At 35.3% G+C, this 19472-nt stretch carries 39 protein-coding genes, 1 tRNA gene and 1 pseudogene; 5 read left to right on the forward strand and 36 right to left on the reverse strand.

Annotated features, from left to right (window positions below):
• Positions 1 to 32: 32 nt before the first annotated feature.
• From BN1066_RS00750 to BN1066_RS00890, 30 genes and pseudogenes are all read right to left on the reverse strand, one after another.
• Positions 33 to 590: a hypothetical protein gene (locus BN1066_RS00750; RefSeq protein ID WP_050349941.1), complete on the reverse strand. Its 558-nt coding sequence runs from the start codon at positions 588 to 590 to the stop codon at positions 33 to 35.
• A 213-nt stretch (positions 591 to 803) separates the two neighbouring features.
• Positions 804 to 1244, reverse strand: a complete 441-nt coding sequence (locus tag BN1066_RS00755) for a transcriptional regulator (protein ID WP_077317588.1) — start codon at positions 1242 to 1244, stop codon at positions 804 to 806.
• Between the two features lie 16 nt (positions 1245 to 1260).
• A complete protein-coding gene (locus BN1066_RS00760) occupies positions 1261 to 1563 on the reverse strand; it encodes a hypothetical protein (RefSeq protein WP_077317589.1) in 303 nt (100 codons plus the stop codon).
• A 214-nt stretch (positions 1564 to 1777) separates the two neighbouring features.
• On the reverse strand, positions 1778 to 2062 hold the full coding sequence (locus BN1066_RS00770; RefSeq protein ID WP_077317591.1) for a hypothetical protein: 285 nt from the start codon (positions 2060 to 2062) through the stop codon (positions 1778 to 1780).
• 17 nt (positions 2063 to 2079) lie between these two features.
• Positions 2080 to 2292: a hypothetical protein gene (locus BN1066_RS00775; protein ID WP_077317592.1), complete on the reverse strand. Its 213-nt coding sequence runs from the start codon at positions 2290 to 2292 to the stop codon at positions 2080 to 2082.
• Positions 2289 to 2645 (reverse strand): RusA family crossover junction endodeoxyribonuclease, encoded by a 357-nt coding sequence (locus BN1066_RS00780; RefSeq protein ID WP_245799659.1) that lies wholly within the window; start codon positions 2643 to 2645, stop codon positions 2289 to 2291. Before BN1066_RS00780 ends, BN1066_RS00775 begins: the two co-directional genes overlap by 4 nt.
• Positions 2638 to 3108, reverse strand: coding sequence for a hypothetical protein (locus BN1066_RS00785; protein WP_077317593.1), 471 nt, complete (start codon positions 3106 to 3108; stop codon positions 2638 to 2640). Before BN1066_RS00785 ends, BN1066_RS00780 begins: the two co-directional genes overlap by 8 nt.
• A gap of 91 nt (positions 3109 to 3199) precedes the next feature.
• Positions 3200 to 3505 carry a MazG-like family protein gene (locus BN1066_RS00790; protein WP_077317594.1) on the reverse strand — a complete coding sequence of 102 codons (306 nt, stop codon included), beginning with the start codon at positions 3503 to 3505 and terminating at the stop codon, positions 3200 to 3202.
• A 3-nt stretch (positions 3506 to 3508) separates the two neighbouring features.
• Positions 3509 to 3727: a hypothetical protein gene (locus tag BN1066_RS00795; RefSeq protein ID WP_077317595.1), complete on the reverse strand. Its 219-nt coding sequence runs from the start codon at positions 3725 to 3727 to the stop codon at positions 3509 to 3511.
• A 354-nt stretch (positions 3728 to 4081) separates the two neighbouring features.
• Positions 4082 to 4856 (reverse strand): annotated as a pseudogene (locus tag BN1066_RS00805) (DNA cytosine methyltransferase).
• Positions 4857 to 4864: 8 nt separating this feature from the next.
• On the reverse strand, positions 4865 to 5317 hold the full coding sequence (locus BN1066_RS00810; RefSeq protein ID WP_077317649.1) for a class I SAM-dependent methyltransferase: 453 nt from the start codon (positions 5315 to 5317) through the stop codon (positions 4865 to 4867).
• 10 nt (positions 5318 to 5327) lie between these two features.
• A complete protein-coding gene (locus BN1066_RS00815; protein WP_077317598.1) occupies positions 5328 to 5615 on the reverse strand; it encodes a hypothetical protein in 288 nt (95 codons plus the stop codon).
• 4 nt (positions 5616 to 5619) lie between these two features.
• Positions 5620 to 6009, reverse strand: a complete 390-nt coding sequence (locus tag BN1066_RS00820; protein WP_077317599.1) for a hypothetical protein — start codon at positions 6007 to 6009, stop codon at positions 5620 to 5622.
• Positions 6010 to 6015: 6 nt separating this feature from the next.
• On the reverse strand, positions 6016 to 6360 hold the full coding sequence (locus tag BN1066_RS00825) for a hypothetical protein (RefSeq protein ID WP_077317600.1): 345 nt from the start codon (positions 6358 to 6360) through the stop codon (positions 6016 to 6018).
• On the reverse strand, positions 6347 to 6613 hold the full coding sequence (locus BN1066_RS00830) for a hypothetical protein (protein WP_077317601.1): 267 nt from the start codon (positions 6611 to 6613) through the stop codon (positions 6347 to 6349). The genes BN1066_RS00825 and BN1066_RS00830 overlap by 14 nt, the downstream gene beginning before the upstream one ends.
• Positions 6610 to 6771: a hypothetical protein gene (locus tag BN1066_RS20050; RefSeq protein WP_179104254.1), complete on the reverse strand. Its 162-nt coding sequence runs from the start codon at positions 6769 to 6771 to the stop codon at positions 6610 to 6612. The genes BN1066_RS00830 and BN1066_RS20050 overlap by 4 nt, the downstream gene beginning before the upstream one ends.
• Complete coding sequence (locus BN1066_RS00835; protein ID WP_077317602.1) at positions 6771 to 7127, reverse strand: YopX family protein; 357 nt, start codon at positions 7125 to 7127, stop codon at positions 6771 to 6773. Before BN1066_RS00835 ends, BN1066_RS20050 begins: the two co-directional genes overlap by 1 nt.
• The gene (locus tag BN1066_RS20055) at positions 7124 to 7294 is read right to left on the reverse strand and encodes a DUF6011 domain-containing protein (RefSeq protein ID WP_179104255.1); all 171 of its coding nucleotides are present in this window, start codon (positions 7292 to 7294) and stop codon (positions 7124 to 7126) included. The genes BN1066_RS00835 and BN1066_RS20055 overlap by 4 nt, the downstream gene beginning before the upstream one ends.
• Complete coding sequence (locus BN1066_RS00840; RefSeq protein ID WP_245799660.1) at positions 7291 to 8118, reverse strand: DnaA ATPase domain-containing protein; 828 nt, start codon at positions 8116 to 8118, stop codon at positions 7291 to 7293. Before BN1066_RS00840 ends, BN1066_RS20055 begins: the two co-directional genes overlap by 4 nt.
• Positions 8119 to 8137: 19 nt before the next feature.
• Entirely contained in the window at positions 8138 to 8917 is a 780-nt protein-coding gene (locus BN1066_RS00845) for a helix-turn-helix domain-containing protein (protein ID WP_077317604.1), read from the reverse strand.
• Positions 8918 to 9085: 168 nt separating this feature from the next.
• Positions 9086 to 9280 (reverse strand): hypothetical protein, encoded by a 195-nt coding sequence (locus BN1066_RS00850; protein ID WP_077317605.1) that lies wholly within the window; start codon positions 9278 to 9280, stop codon positions 9086 to 9088.
• Positions 9281 to 9286: 6 nt separating this feature from the next.
• Complete coding sequence (locus BN1066_RS00855) at positions 9287 to 9700, reverse strand: hypothetical protein (protein WP_077317606.1); 414 nt, start codon at positions 9698 to 9700, stop codon at positions 9287 to 9289.
• The gene (locus tag BN1066_RS00860) at positions 9690 to 10022 is read right to left on the reverse strand and encodes an HNH endonuclease (RefSeq protein ID WP_077317607.1); all 333 of its coding nucleotides are present in this window, start codon (positions 10020 to 10022) and stop codon (positions 9690 to 9692) included. The genes BN1066_RS00855 and BN1066_RS00860 overlap by 11 nt, the downstream gene beginning before the upstream one ends.
• Positions 10015 to 10602, reverse strand: a complete 588-nt coding sequence (locus BN1066_RS00865) for a YqaJ viral recombinase family protein (RefSeq protein ID WP_077317608.1) — start codon at positions 10600 to 10602, stop codon at positions 10015 to 10017. Before BN1066_RS00865 ends, BN1066_RS00860 begins: the two co-directional genes overlap by 8 nt.
• On the reverse strand, positions 10583 to 11233 hold the full coding sequence (locus BN1066_RS00870) for a Sak single strand annealing protein (protein ID WP_077317610.1): 651 nt from the start codon (positions 11231 to 11233) through the stop codon (positions 10583 to 10585). Before BN1066_RS00870 ends, BN1066_RS00865 begins: the two co-directional genes overlap by 20 nt.
• A complete protein-coding gene (locus BN1066_RS20060; RefSeq protein WP_179104256.1) occupies positions 11233 to 11409 on the reverse strand; it encodes a hypothetical protein in 177 nt (58 codons plus the stop codon). The genes BN1066_RS00870 and BN1066_RS20060 overlap by 1 nt, the downstream gene beginning before the upstream one ends.
• Before the next feature lie 78 nt (positions 11410 to 11487).
• Positions 11488 to 11808 carry a hypothetical protein gene (locus BN1066_RS00875; RefSeq protein WP_077317612.1) on the reverse strand — a complete coding sequence of 107 codons (321 nt, stop codon included), beginning with the start codon at positions 11806 to 11808 and terminating at the stop codon, positions 11488 to 11490.
• Between the two features lie 12 nt (positions 11809 to 11820).
• Positions 11821 to 12039 (reverse strand): hypothetical protein, encoded by a 219-nt coding sequence (locus BN1066_RS00880; RefSeq protein ID WP_077317613.1) that lies wholly within the window; start codon positions 12037 to 12039, stop codon positions 11821 to 11823.
• Between the two features lie 81 nt (positions 12040 to 12120).
• On the reverse strand, positions 12121 to 12408 hold the full coding sequence (locus BN1066_RS00885; RefSeq protein ID WP_050351575.1) for a hypothetical protein: 288 nt from the start codon (positions 12406 to 12408) through the stop codon (positions 12121 to 12123).
• An 18-nt stretch (positions 12409 to 12426) separates the two neighbouring features.
• On the reverse strand, positions 12427 to 12882 hold the full coding sequence (locus BN1066_RS00890; RefSeq protein WP_050351576.1) for a DNA N-6-adenine-methyltransferase: 456 nt from the start codon (positions 12880 to 12882) through the stop codon (positions 12427 to 12429).
• A 242-nt stretch (positions 12883 to 13124) separates the two neighbouring features.
• Here BN1066_RS00890 and BN1066_RS00895 point away from each other — a divergent pair, with 242 nt between their 5' ends.
• Entirely contained in the window at positions 13125 to 13808 is a 684-nt protein-coding gene (locus BN1066_RS00895; RefSeq protein ID WP_077317616.1) for a hypothetical protein, read from the forward strand.
• Here the strand turns inward: BN1066_RS00895 and BN1066_RS00900 are convergent.
• Genes BN1066_RS00900 through BN1066_RS00920 form a run of 5 tightly spaced genes read right to left on the reverse strand, consistent with a single transcriptional unit; the run spans position 13801 to position 15674 of the window.
• Entirely contained in the window at positions 13801 to 13995 is a 195-nt protein-coding gene (locus tag BN1066_RS00900; protein WP_050349924.1) for a hypothetical protein, read from the reverse strand. The genes BN1066_RS00895 and BN1066_RS00900 overlap by 8 nt on opposite strands.
• Before the next feature lie 36 nt (positions 13996 to 14031).
• A complete protein-coding gene (locus BN1066_RS00905; protein ID WP_077317617.1) occupies positions 14032 to 14358 on the reverse strand; it encodes a hypothetical protein in 327 nt (108 codons plus the stop codon).
• Positions 14359 to 15123 (reverse strand): BRO-N domain-containing protein, encoded by a 765-nt coding sequence (locus BN1066_RS00910; protein WP_077317618.1) that lies wholly within the window; start codon positions 15121 to 15123, stop codon positions 14359 to 14361.
• Positions 15120 to 15437 (reverse strand): DUF771 domain-containing protein, encoded by a 318-nt coding sequence (locus tag BN1066_RS00915; RefSeq protein ID WP_077317619.1) that lies wholly within the window; start codon positions 15435 to 15437, stop codon positions 15120 to 15122. Before BN1066_RS00915 ends, BN1066_RS00910 begins: the two co-directional genes overlap by 4 nt.
• 45 nt (positions 15438 to 15482) lie before the next feature.
• Positions 15483 to 15674 (reverse strand): helix-turn-helix transcriptional regulator, encoded by a 192-nt coding sequence (locus BN1066_RS00920; protein ID WP_077317620.1) that lies wholly within the window; start codon positions 15672 to 15674, stop codon positions 15483 to 15485.
• 156 nt (positions 15675 to 15830) lie between these two features.
• On the opposite strand from BN1066_RS00920, the gene BN1066_RS00925 reads away from it, so the two are divergent.
• Together BN1066_RS00925 and BN1066_RS00930 are read left to right on the forward strand one after the other, a co-directional pair.
• Positions 15831 to 16484, forward strand: coding sequence for a LexA family protein (locus BN1066_RS00925; RefSeq protein WP_077317622.1), 654 nt, complete (start codon positions 15831 to 15833; stop codon positions 16482 to 16484).
• A 71-nt stretch (positions 16485 to 16555) separates the two neighbouring features.
• On the forward strand, positions 16556 to 17659 hold the full coding sequence (locus tag BN1066_RS00930; RefSeq protein ID WP_077317624.1) for a site-specific integrase: 1104 nt from the start codon (positions 16556 to 16558) through the stop codon (positions 17657 to 17659).
• 138 nt (positions 17660 to 17797) lie between these two features.
• On the opposite strand, the gene BN1066_RS00935 is transcribed toward BN1066_RS00930, so the two are convergent.
• Positions 17798 to 17870: transfer RNA gene (locus BN1066_RS00935), tRNA-Arg, on the reverse strand.
• Positions 17871 to 18060: 190 nt separating this feature from the next.
• Here BN1066_RS00935 and BN1066_RS00940 point away from each other — a divergent pair.
• Positions 18061 to 18702 carry a deoxynucleoside kinase gene (locus tag BN1066_RS00940; RefSeq protein ID WP_077317625.1) on the forward strand — a complete coding sequence of 214 codons (642 nt, stop codon included), beginning with the start codon at positions 18061 to 18063 and terminating at the stop codon, positions 18700 to 18702.
• Between the two features lie 31 nt (positions 18703 to 18733).
• Positions 18734 to 19414 (forward strand): deoxynucleoside kinase, encoded by a 681-nt coding sequence (locus tag BN1066_RS00945; RefSeq protein WP_077317650.1) that lies wholly within the window; start codon positions 18734 to 18736, stop codon positions 19412 to 19414.
• Positions 19415 to 19472 lie beyond the last annotated feature (58 nt).

Consider the following 19472-nt stretch of genomic DNA (forward strand, 5'->3'; position numbering starts at 1 on the left):
AAAGACACCCAGTAATCGAGTGTCTTTATCTTTTATTCTAATGGTAATCCCATAGTATTTGCGTACTCTTCGACTTCGGGCGATGTCATTTCAACTTCGGATACTTTTAAAACTAATTCCGCCATAGGTATATTATCATCAGCCTTGAATTCCTTAGGTTTTGCCGTAAACATCGCTATCTTCGCGCCATCTTGTATTATGTTAATTCCTACTGTGTCAGCTTCCTTGACGATATCTTGTGCAAGAAAATCATATGTTTCATTTAAAATGTTTTGGAAAGCCATACCTGGTGCTAACTCTGCATTGACATCAATCATAATTGTAATATGTTTATTAGCCTCTAAAGCATCGGTAACATCTACGTTCTCAGCATTATACATGGATGTATCGATTTCATTTTCTTCCTCTTGTGGCTCTTCCTTCTGTTCGGGTTCTTCAACTTCCTCTTTTTCTGCAGGTTCTTCCTTAGCTTTTTCTTCTTGTGCAGGTTCGTCGTTAGCCTTAGATTCTTTTTCCTCATCGTCTCCCGAACAAGCAACTAAAGCGAAGGTTAACAAACCAATTAATAACAATAGTAATGTTCTTTTCATTCTCTTTCCCCTCCATCAATATGTATAGCTTTATTATGATAGAGTTGGAAAAGTTATGCAATATAAAAACTGGTAAATGAGCATAGAAAAAGCACCCAATGCATAACATTGAGCGCTTTACTGTATTATCACCTTATAAAGTATATGTGGTATTTATCCCACATTAGCATAATAACATGTTTTTTTATGCCAAAACGGACATAAAACGGACATTTACCTCCATCCCAACACATCCAAAGTAGCTTGTATAATTTCGTTCCTCTGTCTTCTCGCATGTCTCTCGCTGATGCTTAATCTCATAGCTATACCTTCCCATGTTAATTTATTGTTCTTGTTCCAATATCTCAATCTGGCTAATTCTTTGTAATTATCTGGCAAGGCATTATACACCTGTTCAATAGCTTTTGTTACTTCCGATAAATGTTCCAGCCTTTTATGTGTAGCTAACCTTGTAGCCATTCTTTGGGTTGGATCACCAACCATTCTAACCGAGTTGGCACCTTTAACAATCGTTGGATCTTCTGGATCATCATCAAAAGGATTCATGATTGATTCCCTTAATCTCGCAATCTCTTGCAGAGTGTTATGATAATTAAACCATTCTGCCTCAGCGTGTTTAAAAGTAGTTTCCTTTGGTTTTGCTACCTTTGTCATATAGTCATAACTCCTTCTACCATTCTGTGCTAGCAATAACGCACGGTTCTTTAATGTCGTTGTTTTCTATCACCCATTTAAAAGACCTTCTTGCATAGAAGCTTTCGCTTATCAGTTCCATCTCTTGCGCCATTCTAAGTTCTTCCTCAGGTAAGTCAACAGGGTGTATAAGCATAGTTTTATCTAAGCTAGCCTCACCTTGAAAGGCTTCCTCTGTTTCTAATTCGTTCCAACCGAATTCCTCTTTTGCAAATATTTTCGCTTCGTTTTCGTCTTTAGCAGCAATCCACATAGTATCGTCAAAATTATATACTTTCATATTTGCCAACTCCTTAATCTATAAATGTATCGCCTTTAATAGTCTTCAATGCACTTAATAACATATAATCCAATAACTAATACCAAACATACTATTACAGCTAATTGCCAAACATCTATGTTAATGTATTTAGCCCACAAATCTATTACATGCCCTATGGCTAAGAAAGCTATAATAATACTTGTAAATATCCTTAGGTACTGTTTTATATAAGTCATGCATTGTCACCCCATATCATTTGTGACTTAGCTTTATTTGCGTACCTTTGTAATTCTTTTGGTAAAGCTAATTGTTTGAATAACTTTTCATGATACGGACAAAAATCAAACTGCCCGTATCGACTTGCACAATCCTCGCATAAAGGTAAGTCACATGTTAAATGTGTTGCTTTAAAATCAGCAGACGTAACAATATAGTTAACTACAAAGTCACACAGTCTTGTAGCTTCTTTCTTTTTGCATATAGGACAAGGGTTTTTAAAAATGTTTGGATTGTTCATGCTATTTCCTCCTTTTTTTAAAACAATCGTCCTATCATTTTGAATACAACGAAATAACTTTCCTTGCTTATCCTTTGAACAGAAACAAACTCAATGCTTGGGTTTATATAATGTTTCTTAGCTTCTTCTCTCGCTCCATCTTCTGTTTCTTTTATGGTTTTTGGCAGATCTTCTTTTTTACAAAAAACTAAACTATAACGGTAACTAAAGCCTATCTGAGTGTTATTCATGCTATTTCCTCCAATACAACCTCGATACGAGGATTGTATTTATCTACCTCAAAACTATGATTTAAATCTCCTATTTGCGCCCAGCCATCGTTTTTTAATACTCCCGCCTTAATAAGTCCATCTATAATAAACTTTTGACCAGTCATAATATTGTCTTTATCCTTACGCTTGTTTTTGCAGTACCATGTAAAGTTTAGGTTTGCTTTATTGATAAATGGTAGATTACGAGCGTAAAGCACGGTTAAGTCTGTATATTGCTTTTTTAGATTTGCATATGCCATGGGATGCGATTTACTTACTTTGATAATGTTATTAAAGTCCGGCATGTCTCCTGGTATGGTTAGTTTAATCATTTTCTATCGTCCACTTTCCGTTATATAAATCTTCTATCGTCCACTTTCCGTTATATAAATCTTCTATCGTCCACTTTCCGTTATATAAATCTAACAAAGAAAATACTCCAATGTTCCTAGATGATATTCTGAAAATTTCTGATTCGGTTGGTTCTACATAGTATCGTTTACCATCAGAATGGAACGCTACCCTATTCCCATCTTTCAAAGCCTTCATAGCTTCATTAAATGATACATAGTTAGGTAATATGCGCCATTTAGAGTTTATTAACGAGCTTGTAAGTCGGTCCAATTCCCATTGTTCTCTCTGTTCGTTGTAGAACATTAGTTCTCCGTCTATATCTTTTTTTGCTTTTGTGAATCTATCAGAACAAACTCCTATCTTTTCAAATATTCTTTCCGCAACCTCCCCGTCCTTTAATTGATCTATCATTTCGCCAGTAGTAATTGGTGCTCCAGCCATTCTTATCCCCTCCCTCTATACCTACCAAGTAAAATGATAGGTATAGTTGTAATTTAATATGTTAATATCCGTTGATTAATAGATTTTCTTGTTATAGGTCTTCTTCTTTAATGAATATGCCGTTAACCATTTCGCCTTTACGGTCGCTTATTTCTGCATAAGCTGCAGCGATACAATCTTTTATATCTAAGTCCATTTGCATGGATAAGATAGTTAAAACAACGTATACATCACCTACAGAATCGATTACTTGATCTAAGTTTCCTTTTGCTAATCCTTCTGCTAGTTCCCCAACTTCCTCTACTAGTTTTAACATTTGCTTTTCCGGTTGTGCCTCGTCCAATCCTTTGTTTACTGCCCACTGTTCAATATTTGTTGTTAGTTCATTTAAATTCATTGTTTAGCCCTCCAAGTATTCGCTTTTTTCTAAAACTTCGTATGCGTCCTGCCCTTCATCGTTTTCTGTTATCCCTAAGCAATCACCATCTAAAAAAGCGACATAGCCAGTTGGATAAAGTTGTACACAATCTTTGTGATATAATTCATCTCCAACGATTACGATTACATCATCCCAATAAAAGGGATCGTCACAAGCAATGCATGTTTTTTGTAGATTCATTTTTAGCCACACCTTTCAAGTATTCAGTAAATTCTTTATGAGTTTTATCGTTTAGTCGCTCGTCATCATGCATTCCCTTTAGATTTTTGAATATCAGCACGTGTTTGCTTATCCAGTTTATAAAATCTAGCATTTTCACTTCATTAGCGTTATTTTTACCAACATAACCTAAATATGCTTGAAACCGAGGTTGATATTTTTTCTCGTAATCGTATATAGTTAGTTGTTTCAACGTTAACACTTCCTACACCCATACCAAGCAATAACAACCACTTGGTTGGCTATAATATGTTTGTACTGTTATTAATATCTCACCATCATTGTTTATGTGTTCTGTGTGTTTTAGATAGAGTTTCAAGTGATCACTCCTTGCTCTATATCTAAAATGGCTTTAAATATTGGATATATTTGTTGCGGTACTACTGCGTTACCTAAAGCATTTAATCTACTTGCGTCCAATTCTCTGGGAACCCCATCATCATTTCTACAAAGCTTGGATTCGTCCTCTTTCCGAAATTCAACGTTATTAGCTCCACGATTGATAAAGAAAAATTGTTTCCATTCCTCGAATTTTTCTCTTTTACTTTTTTGGATTGTCGATTGCTTGAATCTTAGATGACGACCGCAACTTGCTATCGGCGTTGGCAACAATGAACGTCCTATCTCTCCTGTGGATGGCACCGACGGCACAAGCTGGTATAATAAATGCTTGTGTTTCGTAACCGATGCTTTCCAAGTCAGAAAGCGTTCTGTCGAGTTCCATTCGTGCGAAGTTAGCAACATTTTCACCAACAACCCAACAGGGCTTGATTTCTTCAATGATCCTAAACATTTCTGGCCAGAGGTCGCGGTCATCTTCCGTGCCTTTTCGCTTCCCGGCAATACTGTAAGGTTGGCAAGGGAATCCTCCTGAAATAACGTCAACTGTTCCAACATCAATCCCCCTATCTTGTAATGTTTGTTTATTTAAAGTCCGTACATCTTCAAAAATTGGTACATTAGGCCAATGTTTTTTTAATACCTTTTGGCAAAATGGTTCTCTTTCACAAAAGGCTACTGTTTCAATTCCTGCCCATTCAGCAGCAAGACTGATTCCACCAATACCTGCGAATAATTCGATAGATTTCATATGCTCACCTATTTCATAAATACAAGCCAGTGTGTTTTGCTCCTGCGGTTTCCAAATAACGGCTTGACCTTAATTACATTTAATATCTCACCTAGCTTGATCTGATCTTCATTCCACTTAAATATTAATGTTCCGTTAGGCTTTAAAACTCTCATACATTCATCAAAACCTTTTTTTATATCGTTTGGCCAATCTTCTGAAAGTTTTCCGTATTTCTTGGCCATCCAAGAGCTATCACCTATTCTTAATAAATGCGGAGGGTCGAAAACCACTAAATAAAATGTTTCATCTTCAAATGGCATATTCCTAAAGTCAGCAATTAAATCCGGTCTAACTTCCAATTTTCGACCATCGCATAATGTGTCGCTTAATTCCCTGTTGTCCATGTAAAGCACATCTTTATTTTGCTTATCAAACCAAAACATTCTACTACCGCAACAAGCGTCTAGTATTCTTTGCATTTCTATCACCTCAAAACCACCCTTGCCCTGGATTTTCTTGCTTTACCTCTAATGCTCTAGTGGCATCTGATTCACCTTTCGACGCAACTGCCAATATTAGTTTAGCTTTTTCAATTGCATTAGAAGGGTCTCCCCAATCTAACGCTTTCATAGCTTTTTCTATTGCTTGTTTATAGCGTTGGTTTTGATACTGTAATTCAGCTTTTTCATTAGTTAATTCCATTATTTCTTTACCATTTCTTAAGAGATAAGCTTCTGCTACATCTACTATCTCTTCCAACCATTCTTTATCTGTCATAACTTTATCCCCTTATTTTATTTATCTTAGGCTCTAAGTCTTTTCTAACTCTGCAATGATATTTACGAGTAGTTATATTTCCTTTTTCTTTTCTGATATTTCCGATTGATTCGTCCAATTTAGGCAGCTTATCCTGCCATTTAGATACAATGGATTCCAGATGCTTTAATTGGCTATTTTCGTTCTTTAATCTGCGCCTTTCTTGGCGTATCTCTTGGATGCGCTTAGCGATCTTATAACCGTCTCTAGCATTAAATTTGGTTAACTCTATTTGGTGTAATAAGTCTAATTGTTCGTCTTCCAACTCTTTAATGCGGGAGACGTTAGCTTTATATGTCTTAGGTATATCTCTTATACTGTCTCTTATGGTTATTGCAGTGTTTAATATATCCATAATGACTTACCCCTTTTTCAAATACCTAGCTTCAAATTGCGTTTTATAAAACCTTTCTGCGCTGGATAAATCAACTAATCTCATTACGTGAGTATTTATATTTAGCGCTCTCGTTATATGGGTTTTAGGTACACCTAACTGCTGTAATCTCTCCACATCCGAATATGTCATATCCATTTTCTTACTGAGCATTCTTTTAACCTCTTGTTCGGCTTTTCTTTCTGAATTTCCGTATAATTTCTTTCCTAATTTTCTACGTTCTCTATCCAGTTCATGTCGGTCTCTTTGATTTGCTGATTCATATTGCTCCTGTATTTCGTTTAGCCGTTGCAGTATCTCATGCTTTTCCATGTTTCAACCTCCTAAATGCAAATGGGCGTTTAATCCGTCGTTTCCTTGCTAAATCTATTAAAGCTAGAAGAACTTCCTGCGGATGCTTTTGCGTTAGTCTTGCTATTTCCTCAACTTCTCTGCCGTTGTTCCAGTGGTATGTTATTTGCTTTAATTGTTCTTTTTTAAATGCCAATTCCAAATCTTCAAATATAAATACATAGTCGCCTGTAGGTTCGATTAAAGGCACGTGCGACTTATTTATTGTTTTCATGATGCTTTACCCTCCAAGCTATCCAACCATGCCCGTAACCTCTCTAAATCACTGTCATCACGTTTAAAATCGCAATGAATATCTCGACAAGGTCTATACTCTACGTAATAACCATGATCTATTACTATCCCGCCAGTACCTTTACATGTTTTACACATTAGTTATCACCTTCATAAATGTTTCCTACTACTTCTATTCGTTCTTGCCAATGCGTCAGTCCTGCATAGCTACTGGCGCCATTTTGTTTGCCTACGAAACCCGCATCATGCCACACAACCGTATAAGTGATGTTAGGGTCACCCATATGGTATTTATCCCCCTCATATATCTCCTTACCGTTTTTATCTTTTAAGCCTGTGTATATATCTCTAGATAACATTTCATGTTCGTCCGAAAAGACGATTGATAAATCTTTTAGTGGTCTTTGCTCTATTTGGCTAAGGGAATAATATACAACGTGGACATTCCCGGAAGGTTTGTGTTTCATAATGTATCTAATTTTAATATCGCTCATCGCTCACCCTCCATGACATCGTAAATATTTATTTGATTCTTTCTAAATTCTTCATCAGCTAAAGCCTTTAAATGCTTTTCATAACAGACGGGACCATATCCTCGTTTAATACTGCGGATATCTTTTAATTGTCTGCCGCATGTTTTGCATTCTTTGTATTCAGTCATTGGGCTTCTCTCCTTAACCTGTAATCTTTTCCTTCAACTCGATATAATCTATCTCCACACATTTCTTCCAACCTGCTAGATGCTGCATAACCTATCTTTTCTGATAACGTGCCAATATCTTCATTGGAGCTAAAAATAATTGGTTTTTGTTGACGGTATCTTTCGTTGATAATTTCATAGTAAAGCCCTTCTTTCGTTTCTGAATATTTCACTTTTCCGATGTCATCCCATACAAGAACATCAGCCTGTATTGCGCTTTCTAGCAATTTATTTAAGGTTTGCCCGCCATCACTATTCATTTTGGCGTTAATTAACTCACCCATAAATCTAATGTCAGAAACACATAATACTCTGCATCCTCTGTCAAACCTTGATTTCTGTCCTGGAGCTATTTCATCATGAATGCGTATATTGTTTAATATCCATTTAGCAGCAGCCATTTGCAGGTGTGTCTTTCCTAAACCAAAGCTATTGTGTTCCGCCTTTACTTTGTACCGTTCTTCGCCACTTAAATTCCTGATACGGGTTTCGCCAAAAGTGGCTATAAACCCTAAACTATTTTGTTTCGGTTTATTCTCCATGATGTTAGGAAAATCTTTTAAATAATCTTTAGTGGCGTTAAATAAAGTGCGTTGCGTTTCATTTTCCGTTTTGTAATTATCAAAACGAGCATTTTTAAATTCTTCCGGTATCAATGCATTTTTAAAGCGATTCTTTAAGCTCTTTTGTTTTAAGCAATGACAAGGGCGGCCTACATCCTTTAACACTTTAATTGGTTCTTGACCTTTGACTTTTATTTCTTCCTCCACTTTTTCAATAAGCATTCCTGTATCATTACAATCTTTACATTCCACCCCTAAAGGCTTGTTCTGCTGCTGCAAGTTCTTGTTTTGCTTGCTCATAGCTTGTGCTCTTGCCATTACCTCTTGTATTGCTTGCCCTATGTTGGTAAAACCCGCCGTCATTATTTACACCCCTTTTTGCAAAATTCTTTAATGGCTCTGCATCATCGATAAATTTCCTCACGTCTTTATCTCTCATAAGGTCGGCTAACGAGTACTTTTGTGTGAACCAGTATTTATCGCTTGAATAAACTACCGCATAGTTGTCTATGACTTGAATCAGTTGTTCGTACGTGTAATCTTTTAATCGAGCATTTATTGCTGATCTCATTGAGCTAGTTATTTTTTGATGTTGAATAATATTTTTAGATAAATAGTGATCGAATAGATCACGTATATATTCTTTTGTATTATTAACTGTATTATTATTAACTGTATTATTATCTGTCTCATTTTTGGGTATAGGGGTTGTCTCATTTTTGGGTATAGGGTTGTCGCATAAATAGGTATACCTATGCTCAATATTGCGTGTACCCTCATGGTATTTAACTTCACGTCTTATATAACCGTTTTTTTCCAATTGATTGAACCATCTTTGGATAGTGCTTCTACTAACCCCATATAATTCAGTAAAGTATGAATCCCTAGCCCAGCAAAAGCCTTTTTCATTGCACAGTGCTGTTATTTCTCCATAAAGCAACTTAGCATTAGCAGTTATATTTTTGTCATATCTAATCGTTGCGGGAATGATAGCGTAATAACTTCTTTTTATTCCTTCCATTAGCCGTCACCCTCTTATCTATTAATCTCACATCTTGCATAATACTTACCTACCTTAACCACCCTATAGCCGGGATAACGCTGCATATAATATGCTAGATTGGCTTTAAACTCATTATTATCTTTTGCGTTATCCCAAAGCCATTTAGGTAGTATTACTCTTGATGTGTTATACATGTTTGTAGTTCACAAACTCCAGTAATTCCGCCTGTGTTTTACCTGTCGGAATAATGTAGACTAGTGACCGTTTAATCAAAAAATCTATAGTTTCAAATGCTTGTTTATCTATAGCAGCTAGATGTACTTTGTCATTCGATGTTATTAATACATTTATACTGGCGTTTTCTATATCAACTTTTTCCATTTATAATCACCTTTCGTATAGGTCATTGACCTTTTTATATTCTTCAATGGCAGTCCGTTCATCACGCCGTAAAGCAATGATTAAGTTATCTGTAGACTTAAACAGATTCTGCCATTTACGTGATTCAGCCTTTGCCTGTGCTTCTTTCATGCGCAGGTCATAGGTATCTATGTCTGCCTGTGCTTCTTTTTCAACACCAGTGCCTTTATAGCCTTGCTTTATTTCGCCTTGCAATCTCTTTCGCTCGGCATAGACAGCACCGTATTTGTATAAAGCATCAGCATCTAAATAACCGATAATCATTTGAGCTTGAGAGTATAGGCGTATCATTTTATTTAAGTCGGCTAAATGCTCAGGATTGAGCTTGTCTATTTCGTCATATATTTGTTTTAATCTATTTTTTCTACCTTCATTTGCCATAATATCGTTCCAACTCTTCTCGTTTCTTCATTCTCCATGCCCTTCCCTCTGCCGTGTAATCGGCAAAGTTATGGCATGTACCGGTGTTTACAGATGGACCGCATAAAAGGACTATATTAGCTGGGTCGTTTCCGAGTCCACCCTTGCTAGCCTGTTGTAAATGAGCCATTTCAAAGGCGTAGGCGCTTGTTCTACCACAGCGTTCACATTTACCTTCAGACCGCCTTAAAACCTCTCTACGTACCTTATTTGTTATCCTAGTGCGGTTTTTTTGCTTTGGTACTCTACGTTTATGGTTAGGTTTAGGTGCTGGGTTAGCCATTGTTCGTCACCTCGGGAAACACATTCATTTCTTTGCAAAATTCCAAGTATTCAATTTTTTTCTTGTGCAACTCTATTTCTTTTTTAGTAATCTTTACTGGTATTTCATAAAGCTTATATCTATCTAATTTAATAAAAGGATTATTTAGTAGATTATCGTCAGTTTGATAGGCAATTATTGACGCTCTATTCAGCCCAAACACGTACATGTAATGGATTAATTGCCTTTTGTAATGTATTGGTACCTTTTCCGTTAAAAACCATTCAAATGCCTTCTTTGTGACTTTTACGTCTGATACCTTATCCTCTAAAATGTAATCCGTATTCGCTCTAGCGATACCCTTAACCTTTTGTTTATCTCTCTCACCTTTAACGTTGTGTATACGCTCGTATAAATCGACAACATCATGCTCTAAGATCGTACCAACTTCCATGCTCTTATTGGTGAAAGACTTGCTTGGCAGTTCTGTAAGCTTTTCAGACCACCACTTTATAAATGATTCGGATTGATAATTCATATAGATCATATTAGCTTCTGAACCGCCTATATATCGGTTGCGGTCATTGGTTGTTGTTATCATTTAAAATCACATCCAGTTGACCAATCATGATCTTTTTATTGGCGTGATCGTTTGATTTATACAGTTTGCGCATTTCTTCTCTGCTACTCTGCAAAATGGTGTATAGAGTGTCTTTATCACCAACTTTTTGCAGAGCCAGAGCAAACTTTTTGGTTATCTGATCATTAAGCGATGTTGTTTCGGATTTTTGCATTTCTTTTTGGATTTCCTTATTGTTATTGATAACTTCTTCTTCTTTAATCCAAAGACTTAATCCTAATCCCGTATTAATTGCAACTGCTTTAACAAACCCACGTTGTTTTGCTTTATTAATATCTAATTGATTAGGGTTTTGGACTACATAAATACCGTTTATTACTGGATAATCTTCCTCGTATTTTTCTCCATCTATTTCCACCCATACACTCACAAAAGGAGATTCGCCATTATGGTTGTAAAAGCATGGATAGTTATTTTCATTCTTTTTCATTCCATAGCGCACTGATTCAGCGCCATTTTCATAGAGTAATTTAATACAATTAGCCCATTCGAGATAATCCAACATTAAGTTAGAGCCTTTTTTTACCGGGCGTTTGGTTACCTCATGTGATAAATCCAAATTAAATAACTCATTAAATGGTTTAAGTGCCATCACAAATCATATCCTTTCAAATCTATCTCTATATACACAGTTCCGCCTTTGCATCCTACATATCCTACATCTTCAATAAAAGCCATATCTGAACCGTTATCAGTTTTTATCCTCACGTCTACATCGTCATCTAAATCATATTGAAGCAGTGCTTCAATCAAGCTACGTACATCCATTTTTAATCCTCCCCTTGCTCTTATAAGCTAATTAAGCTATAATAAGAGCACGTTTTATGGTTATTTATTTGTTTGAACTCATTGCGGTGAGTTCATTTTTTCTTGCCATTTTTGAAATTCGAACTTTGAGAATAAGGCGGAAAACTTAACCTCACCTCGATAAAAAGAAATGTTTTTTGTTATTGGGTCATCATCAACAGAACTTTGCGAATTAATATCACTAATAGTTAATTCTTCCCCGTTCCAAAAACTAAAGAATGACATTGAACTAATGTGAACTTTCGCTTCTTCTTCATCTACGCTGATTGACAAAATGCTATATTTTTCAAAGCTATTAAGGACGGTTCTTACATTTTCCAAATAATCTACTAGTTTATTAACTTGCTCTTGTCTATTCATTCTGATTCCTCCCTATTCTGCTATATGGTAAGTAGCACCAAATAGCTTTAATACTTCTTCTGTTTGCGGCACTAATTCATCAGTGAGAAAATAAGTATCGTCTAATACGAGTATTTCGTCACCTGTATAGACTTCGTTCCCTAGAGTATCCACGCCATATAATCCAGTACGCTCATTATATTTAGGGTAGCCTGTGCGCCTTATATGCGTTATATCTGGGTGTTCGATCATGGTCTAACCTCCTAACTACTAATCCTTAATGCAATATGCAAAAATACTAGAGTTGCTATAAAACATATCTGGTAAAATAGATCAGTTTTGTCTATTTGCATTTTTATCACCTAATACTTTAAGTGGATCTATACCTAGTTCTGACAGCTCATCTGCTAATCTGATTAACTGCTCTTTGCCTTGTTTTTCTTTACTTAGATCAATCATGTTTCGGACTCGTTTTAAAGCGCCACATAAATTTTCTTCCATCCATTTTAAATCACCCCTCCACAATCCGTTATCAACTCTATGGAGCATCTCGGTTAGAGCTACATATTCTTGTTTTGCGTCAGCAATATCTTCCGCAAGAAAATACTTTTCGAAATCCATCCTTACCCCTCCTATTTTTTAAATAGCAATTACCTTGTTCTTTTCTACTCCTTCTCCGAATATAACCACAGCACTAGGAAAAGGCGCGGAATTTTTAGAATCACCAAACTTTAAACGTCCTTTAACAAGCCTTATCTCACCTTTCATACAGTAATCATGCCACCACCTTGTATCAGTTCTAGCTGGTAATAAACAAACAACTGTGGCTCCATTTAATGAAGACTCGTAAGCTTTCTTAACCCACTTGTTTATCTGCCTGCCATATGGAGGGTTCATCCAACACACCCCACGCCATTGTTGTTTAAGTCCATCTATTTCCGGTGTAAAATATTTATCACACTTGGTATTATCTTTTGTGGCGCAAACGTCTAATTCAAAATTAAACTCTTTATTTAATTGCTCATAAAAGCATAGAGGAGTTTCCCATGAATCGGTATCACTTGAAAATAGTCCTTTATTAAGCAAATTGTTCACCTCCTATAAATAAATAATTAATGCTATAACTAATGTAATTACTAGTGAGCCTGTTAAGCTTTGTAAGACATGAGCTTTATGGTTTGATTGGTTGTCCATTTAGTAATCCCTCCTATTAATAAATGTCCTATATACCAATAAAATAAAGTTAGCTAGTAGTAGAGCTATTAAGATTTCATACATTTTTCAACCTCCTTTTATTTCTCCCATCTGATAGAATGGTTGTGAAGGGAGGTGTTATTGTGAAAAAAACTGAATTTATTGTCAGAAGATCAGATAATGTTAATTCTTCTTTTGAAATAGATACACCTAATGTATGCCCATACTGCGAACAATCAGGTTCTCATTCCTTGGTTGCAGCAAGTTCTAACTCCGATGACCGATTGGTTTCAATTATTTTAGAATGTGTGGTTTGTAAAGAAACATTCTTTGCCAAATATAATATAGTTACTGATAGGCAAAAATTTGATCATTTCGGGAAACCTTTAAAGACTGAAATTATAGAAGTTTTTCCTCATAAAGCAGCGTCGAATAATTTACCAGCAGACATAAAGGATATTTATCCTGATTTTTATGAGATTTACATACAAGCTTTAGAAGCTGAGTCTCATAATCTGAACCACATTACAGGCATGTCCTATAGGAAATCGCTAGAATTTCTTGTCAAACAATATTTAATAGACCGTTATCCTGAAGAAGAGGATAATATAAGAGAAGAACTTCTAGGGAAATCTATTAAAAGAATTGAATACCCAATGATTCAAAACTTAGCTAAAGCCACATCGTGGTTAGGTAACGATGAAACACACTTTACTAAAAAACATCCTGATTATGACGTTTCAGATATTAAGAAATTTATTGTCTCTTTATGTCATCTTATTGTTGCTGAACACGTTGCCGAAGAAACTAACGAATTACTCACTTGACATTTGTGTTTAACTTAAATCTTTCTATTTCATCTTTTTCAGCTAACAGATTACCTTCTTCAGACCAATATTGATGTACATGTCTAACGGGATTGTCGTTGGTACCGTCTCCTCTACGAGATAGAACATAAATTACTGGTATTGTTTCTACTTGTAGGGGAGTTTGCATTTCTATAGTTTTTTTCATCATTATTTCCTCCTTAGTAAGTAATAGATTAATAGACTAGATAAATTGAATAATACAATGCGTTTCATCATTATGCTTCGAAGCAAATACAACGCTGTTATCAGAACTTAAGTTAGTGATATAGTTCTTTTCCGAAAAACTAATAATGGATTCTTTTGTTAGAATCGATATCACTAAACCGTGTTCCGGTACGTAATCCAATACCAATCTTTCAGCTTCTGCATCAATACTTATTACAGGCTCTGAATCGTCATCAAAATGATAATATTCGATGTTAAACCTAACTCCCACTGTCTCCCGAACTATTTCCCTCATCTTTGCATAACTCTTTTTAAATGCTTCTGCACTTTGTAATACTGCCATTTACAACAACTCCTTAATTTTATGAATCGCATTTTCGTAATAACGGAATGATGGAACTTGCTTATCACTGTGCTTTGCTTTATCCAATGCCCAAATACCATATTCATCTCTCTTTAGCCCGTTTGCTTTTGCAATCCTACCAACCTTATTAGCTGTTATGCCTAACTGTTTTGCAATTTCAGTAGCTGTGTACGTCTTTTCTATTTGCGGCTTTGTCTTAGCTTCTTTTCCTGTGATATGCTCTATAGCATTAATACCGAGTAACTCAACAGCGATTGGAGATAATACTTTATCCTTTTGCATTTCTAGGATTAATTTTGCTTGACGAGTTTTTGCGTTCAGTAACATTGCTTCTGCACGTTGTTTCTGTATTTGCAGTTTGTCCTGTTCGGTTTGTGGCTTAGCTAGTTGGAGTTCTCCTTTACGTAGAGACTTCAACAACTCACGGACAAATGCACGAAATTTTCTTGCTTTAGGTTTCTTGGATAATAGAGTTACTTCGTAAATGCCATCTTCGTTGAAAATACGAACCTCCCTTGTTACTTTTCTTCCACCTTCAACTAGGGACATTTTGTCCTCAGTTGAAAACTCAATATCTTTCAAGTAAGGATTTCTATTTACGATCTTTTGAATTCCACTTCTGTCGGAGTAATCCAATGCTTTTGATAAACCATCAATTGTCATAATGGGTTCGTTGTTTTCATTCCAGTACACTTCAACTTCATTTCCTTCAAACATTTCTTTTACTGCTAGTGATAGATTCAATTCGCTTCCTCCTTCACAATTTCGCTAAAGTTACGATCTAAGAATTTCGCCATCTTCCTAGCATGAAACAACCACGTTTGACCTTGAGATTCTGGATAGTAAACAAATTCTTCTAGTTGTTTTTTGAATTTAGGTGGATATAAAATATTATCCTTAATCCACAGTTGCTTTCGGTTGATTCGCTTTTCTAGGTCTTTCATAGTCCAATAAACACCCTCTAATGATTCGTCTTGCAATCGTTCTAGCTCCACCTTGTCAATTAGAATTTTATCGGCCGGTATCGGAATATTAAGAGAGACATTAAGTTGTTGCATAATTACACCCCTAAAATAAACTTAAAGTTGATTAAAAGTTAAAAATTAAGACGGAATCTTGATATAATCAATATCAGTTTCGTACAAATAAGCTAGAGCGTAAATTACTAATTCTTTAGGTTTAGTTTTTTCGTTTTCCCAATTAATTATAGTTTCACGCCTAACACCCAAACGGTCTGCTACATCTTGTTGCGTTAAGCCCGCATTTACTCTTAACGCTTTCAAAGAAAGTTGCATGCTTCCACCTCCTTCCCTGTGGGCTTGTCTATAATATACTAAACTTAAAGTTGATTGTCAACACTAAAAGTTTATTTTTTTATTAAAAAGTGTAGACAAAAATAAACTAATAGTTTACACTTAATGTGTATTCATTTAACATAGGGGGGTGAAAACATGAGTAGCCAAAAGGAGATATTTGCTAAAAATTTACAACAATTGTTAGAGGCTAGAAAAGTTGATCAGAAGGACTTAGCTAACTACCTAAACACTAGCGAAACATCTGTTTCTAATTGGGTGAAAGGATATAAATATCCTAGAATAGGAAACATACAAAAAATAGCTGATTATTTTGGTGTTAAAAAATCTGATTTAATAGAAGAAAAGGGGAAAAATCCTGTATTCACAACAACTAAATACCCTTTCCTCCCAGTAAGTGTTGCGGCAGGCCTTCCCGAGGTGGTCGATCCTGTGACTGAAGATAATATAGAAACAATATCTATCCCAGACGCAATAATGGGTAAATGGGCAGGTAGTGATGACATATATATAATGAGAGTCAACGGCGAAAGCATGAATAAGATAATACCTAACCACTCGTTAATAGCAGTTAAAAAAATAGATATAAGCAACTTACAAAATGGTGACATAGTTGTTTACAGTAATCACTATGAATACTCCGTAAAGCGATTTTATAAATTTGATGACCGACTGGTATTCAAGCCACATTCAACCGATGTTAGCTATAGTGATAACAACGTACCTTTTGACAGTTACCACAATATAAAAATACACGGAAAGGTGGTTTTGTATATAGTTAATTTAGATTAATTTTTTAGCGCTAAGAAATTAATTATTGGGCAGTTAGCTACTGCCCTATTTTTATAAGGAGTGATAATAACATGGCTAGCTTTACAAAAAGGGGTAAGACATGGCAGTACACTATTAGTCGTATGGTCAACGGAAAGTCTAAACCGATAAGAAAAGGAGGTTTTAAAACTAAAAGAGAAGCGCAGGCGGCAGCCGCCGATATCGAGTCGAAAATGAATAAGGGTTTTAGTCCAATAACGCAGAAAGTTCCTTTTAATGAATACTTCGAAGCATGGATAAAAACATATAAAACAGACATTAAAGAAAACACATTGGCGCGTTATAACAACTCATTACACACTATTAACGAATACTTTAACGATACCGCTATACAGGATATAACAAAGCAATCTTACCAATCTTTTTTAAACGAGTACGCAAAAAATCACGCAAAAGAAACCACAAGAAAACTAAACACACATATACGATCTTGCGTTTTAAATGCGATTGACGAGGGTATTATACATGTTAATTTTACAAGAGGTGCAGTAGTTACTGGAAAGCAGGGTAAAAGCAATGATGAAAAGTATTTAAATTATGACGAGAGCCAGAAGCTTTTAAATGCTATTTCGGAAAAGAAAAAGAAAGCTTTAACGGATTACTTAATAATACTAGCTCTTACATCGGGCATGAGATTTGGAGAAATGGTCGGTTTAACTCGAAAAGACTTTGATTTTACCAATAACACTATCAATATAAATAAAACTTGGGGATATACAAATAAAATGCATAAAGGATGGGGAGAAACGAAAACAGGAGAACAGCGTGTTATAAAAATGGATAAACAAACAATGGAGTTATTCAAAGACCTTTTTGAAAAAAGACCAGAAAACATAAAGAAATTAGTATTTTATAGTCCGTCATCCAAGTATCATGTTATTAGTAATAGTGCTGTTAATAAACAGTTAAAAGAAATGTTAGGCAAATTAAAAATAAAACAAGTTACTATACACAGCATGAGACACACCCATGCATCTGTTTTACTTTACCAAGGAGTATCTTTTTATTATGTATCCAAACGGTTAGGTCATAAAGATATAGAAACAACATTAAACACATATTCTCATGTAATAAAAGAAATGGAAGAACGAGATGAAAATATGAGCGCCGAAACTTTCAAAAGAATGTATGTGTAAAAAATGTGTAAAATAAAATAAAAAATGACGTTTTCTAGCGATAAACACCTTAGTCTCCAAAAACCTCATAAACCTTGATATATCAACGTTTTTAAGTTCTTCACGAATCTTTGCCAACAACCTAAAACAACCAAAATACGCCCCCGGCAGGATTCGAACCTGCGACACACGGTTTAGGAAACCGATGCTCTATCCCCTGAGCTACGGGGGCATTTAATCAGGATTAGTTATAGGAATTCTCATCTTTTCCTTAAAACTATTTCAGCTATTTATCAAGCATTATCTATTATACAAAATTCCGCCATACTTGAAAAGTACTAGATAAATTTAACATGGTTTCCGCTTTGCTTGTATGATAAAATATTATACATCTGTTTCGTTATGGATTGGAGGAATAAGCAATGTCACAAATTCCTTTTATTGCAGTTGAAGGGCCTATCGGTATTGGTAAAACCTCCCTTGCTGAAAAATTAGCTGCACATTTTCAGTTTCATCTATTAAAGGAAATTGTAGAGGAAAATCCTTTTTTAGGAAAGTTTTATGAAAATATCGAGGAGTGGAGCTTTCAAACAGAGATGTTTTTCTTATGCAATCGCTATAAGCAGTTAGAAGACATCGAAAGAGATTATTTAAGCAAATACAAGCCAGTCGTTGCAGATTATCATATATTCAAAAATATGATTTTTGCAAAGCGGACGTTGCCTAAAGATAAATTTCTTAAATATGAACAAATATTTAATATTTTAACGAAGGACATGCCTACACCAAATATAATCGTTTATTTGCATGCGAGCCTGGAAACTATTTTAAAACGGATAGAGCTTCGCGGAAGGAAATTGGAACAAAACATTCAAGCTTCCTATTTAGCACAGCTTATACAGGACTATGAAATGTTTATGGATCATTTTGAGAAGGAATATCCTTCGATTCCAGTGATCCGAATTGATGGTGATAAGGTTGACTTTGTTTATTATCAGGAACATTTGGATCAGATCATAGAGCAAATTTCGAAACAGCTGCCTTATAAATTTCAACAAACATAAGAAAATAGTTAAGAGAGGGAAAGACATCATGATGAAGGCAAGAGAAAAATACAATATCCCACATGACAGCATTATTACAATTGCTGGTACCGTCGGTGTTGGTAAATCGACAATGACACATGCATTAGCAAATGCCCTTAAATTTAAAACGTCGTTCGAAAAAGTAGATACAAATCCTTATTTGGAGAAGTTTTATGCGGATTTTGAACGTTGGAGCTTTCATCTGCAAATTTATTTTTTAGCAGAACGGTTTAAAGAACAAAAGAAAATTTTTGAATACGGTGGCGGGTTTATTCAAGACCGCTCCATATACGAGGATACAGGCATTTTTGCAAAAATGCATTATGATAATGGAACGATGTCCAAAACAGATTATGAAACATATACAAACCTATTTGAAGCTATGGTTATGACGCCATATTTCCCTCATCCGGATTTACTTATATATTTAGAAGGTTCATTTGATGAGATCATTGAACGTATTCATAAACGCGGTCGTGAAATGGAGAAAAATACACCCATTTCTTATTGGAAAGAATTGTATAACCGTTATGAAGAATGGATCAATAACTTTAATGCTTGCCCCATCCTTAGAATAAATATTTCTGACTATGATGTTATAAATCAGGAAAAATCGATTGAGCCGATTCTCGAGCGAATTGGACATTTTATCGAACAGTCACGAAAATGGAAAGCGCAAGAACGGGTATAATTATGATTCAATCAAATCATTATCGCAACATCCGATAATGGAGGTAGGGACAGTGGAA

Source organism: Virgibacillus proomii (assembly GCF_900162615.1).
Taxonomy (GTDB): Bacteria; Bacillota; Bacilli; order Bacillales; family Amphibacillaceae; genus Virgibacillus; species Virgibacillus proomii.

What these genes read in the sequence shown, in the direction of transcription:
- BN1066_RS00750 (WP_050349941.1), bottom strand. Translation starts at nt 590, where the DNA reads ATGAAAAGAACATTACTATTGTTATTAATTGGTTTGTTAACCTTCGCT.
- BN1066_RS00755 (WP_077317588.1), bottom strand. Translation starts at nt 1,244, where the DNA reads ATGACAAAGGTAGCAAAACCAAAGGAAACTACTTTTAAACACGCTGAG.
- BN1066_RS00760 (WP_077317589.1), bottom strand. Translation starts at nt 1,563, where the DNA reads ATGAAAGTATATAATTTTGACGATACTATGTGGATTGCTGCTAAAGAC.
- BN1066_RS00770 (WP_077317591.1), bottom strand. Translation starts at nt 2,062, where the DNA reads ATGAACAATCCAAACATTTTTAAAAACCCTTGTCCTATATGCAAAAAG.
- BN1066_RS00775 (WP_077317592.1), bottom strand. Translation starts at nt 2,292, where the DNA reads ATGAATAACACTCAGATAGGCTTTAGTTACCGTTATAGTTTAGTTTTT.
- BN1066_RS00780 (WP_245799659.1), bottom strand. Translation starts at nt 2,645, where the DNA reads ATGATTAAACTAACCATACCAGGAGACATGCCGGACTTTAATAACATT.
- BN1066_RS00785 (WP_077317593.1), bottom strand. Translation starts at nt 3,108, where the DNA reads ATGGCTGGAGCACCAATTACTACTGGCGAAATGATAGATCAATTAAAG.
- BN1066_RS00790 (WP_077317594.1), bottom strand. Translation starts at nt 3,505, where the DNA reads ATGAATTTAAATGAACTAACAACAAATATTGAACAGTGGGCAGTAAAC.
- BN1066_RS00795 (WP_077317595.1), bottom strand. Translation starts at nt 3,727, where the DNA reads ATGAATCTACAAAAAACATGCATTGCTTGTGACGATCCCTTTTATTGG.
- BN1066_RS00810 (WP_077317649.1), bottom strand. Translation starts at nt 5,317, where the DNA reads ATGCAAAGAATACTAGACGCTTGTTGCGGTAGTAGAATGTTTTGGTTT.
- BN1066_RS00815 (WP_077317598.1), bottom strand. Translation starts at nt 5,615, where the DNA reads ATGACAGATAAAGAATGGTTGGAAGAGATAGTAGATGTAGCAGAAGCT.
- BN1066_RS00820 (WP_077317599.1), bottom strand. Translation starts at nt 6,009, where the DNA reads ATGGATATATTAAACACTGCAATAACCATAAGAGACAGTATAAGAGAT.
- BN1066_RS00825 (WP_077317600.1), bottom strand. Translation starts at nt 6,360, where the DNA reads ATGGAAAAGCATGAGATACTGCAACGGCTAAACGAAATACAGGAGCAA.
- BN1066_RS00830 (WP_077317601.1), bottom strand. Translation starts at nt 6,613, where the DNA reads ATGAAAACAATAAATAAGTCGCACGTGCCTTTAATCGAACCTACAGGC.
- BN1066_RS20050 (WP_179104254.1), bottom strand. Translation starts at nt 6,771, where the DNA reads ATGTGTAAAACATGTAAAGGTACTGGCGGGATAGTAATAGATCATGGT.
- BN1066_RS00835 (WP_077317602.1), bottom strand. Translation starts at nt 7,127, where the DNA reads ATGAGCGATATTAAAATTAGATACATTATGAAACACAAACCTTCCGGG.
- BN1066_RS20055 (WP_179104255.1), bottom strand. Translation starts at nt 7,294, where the DNA reads ATGACTGAATACAAAGAATGCAAAACATGCGGCAGACAATTAAAAGAT.
- BN1066_RS00840 (WP_245799660.1), bottom strand. Translation starts at nt 8,118, where the DNA reads ATGCTTATTGAAAAAGTGGAGGAAGAAATAAAAGTCAAAGGTCAAGAA.
- BN1066_RS00845 (WP_077317604.1), bottom strand. Translation starts at nt 8,917, where the DNA reads ATGGAAGGAATAAAAAGAAGTTATTACGCTATCATTCCCGCAACGATT.
- BN1066_RS00850 (WP_077317605.1), bottom strand. Translation starts at nt 9,280, where the DNA reads ATGGAAAAAGTTGATATAGAAAACGCCAGTATAAATGTATTAATAACA.
- BN1066_RS00855 (WP_077317606.1), bottom strand. Translation starts at nt 9,700, where the DNA reads ATGGCAAATGAAGGTAGAAAAAATAGATTAAAACAAATATATGACGAA.
- BN1066_RS00860 (WP_077317607.1), bottom strand. Translation starts at nt 10,022, where the DNA reads ATGGCTAACCCAGCACCTAAACCTAACCATAAACGTAGAGTACCAAAG.
- BN1066_RS00865 (WP_077317608.1), bottom strand. Translation starts at nt 10,602, where the DNA reads ATGATAACAACAACCAATGACCGCAACCGATATATAGGCGGTTCAGAA.
- BN1066_RS00870 (WP_077317610.1), bottom strand. Translation starts at nt 11,233, where the DNA reads ATGGCACTTAAACCATTTAATGAGTTATTTAATTTGGATTTATCACAT.
- BN1066_RS20060 (WP_179104256.1), bottom strand. Translation starts at nt 11,409, where the DNA reads ATGGATGTACGTAGCTTGATTGAAGCACTGCTTCAATATGATTTAGAT.
- BN1066_RS00875 (WP_077317612.1), bottom strand. Translation starts at nt 11,808, where the DNA reads ATGAATAGACAAGAGCAAGTTAATAAACTAGTAGATTATTTGGAAAAT.
- BN1066_RS00880 (WP_077317613.1), bottom strand. Translation starts at nt 12,039, where the DNA reads ATGATCGAACACCCAGATATAACGCATATAAGGCGCACAGGCTACCCT.
- BN1066_RS00885 (WP_050351575.1), bottom strand. Translation starts at nt 12,408, where the DNA reads ATGGATTTCGAAAAGTATTTTCTTGCGGAAGATATTGCTGACGCAAAA.
- BN1066_RS00900 (WP_050349924.1), bottom strand. Translation starts at nt 13,995, where the DNA reads ATGAAAAAAACTATAGAAATGCAAACTCCCCTACAAGTAGAAACAATA.
- BN1066_RS00905 (WP_077317617.1), bottom strand. Translation starts at nt 14,358, where the DNA reads ATGGCAGTATTACAAAGTGCAGAAGCATTTAAAAAGAGTTATGCAAAG.
- BN1066_RS00915 (WP_077317619.1), bottom strand. Translation starts at nt 15,437, where the DNA reads ATGCAACAACTTAATGTCTCTCTTAATATTCCGATACCGGCCGATAAA.
- BN1066_RS00920 (WP_077317620.1), bottom strand. Translation starts at nt 15,674, where the DNA reads ATGCAACTTTCTTTGAAAGCGTTAAGAGTAAATGCGGGCTTAACGCAA.
- BN1066_RS00925 (WP_077317622.1), top strand. Translation starts at nt 15,831, where the DNA reads ATGAGTAGCCAAAAGGAGATATTTGCTAAAAATTTACAACAATTGTTA.
- BN1066_RS00930 (WP_077317624.1), top strand. Translation starts at nt 16,556, where the DNA reads ATGGCTAGCTTTACAAAAAGGGGTAAGACATGGCAGTACACTATTAGT.
- BN1066_RS00940 (WP_077317625.1), top strand. Translation starts at nt 18,061, where the DNA reads ATGTCACAAATTCCTTTTATTGCAGTTGAAGGGCCTATCGGTATTGGT.
- BN1066_RS00945 (WP_077317650.1), top strand. Translation starts at nt 18,734, where the DNA reads ATGAAGGCAAGAGAAAAATACAATATCCCACATGACAGCATTATTACA.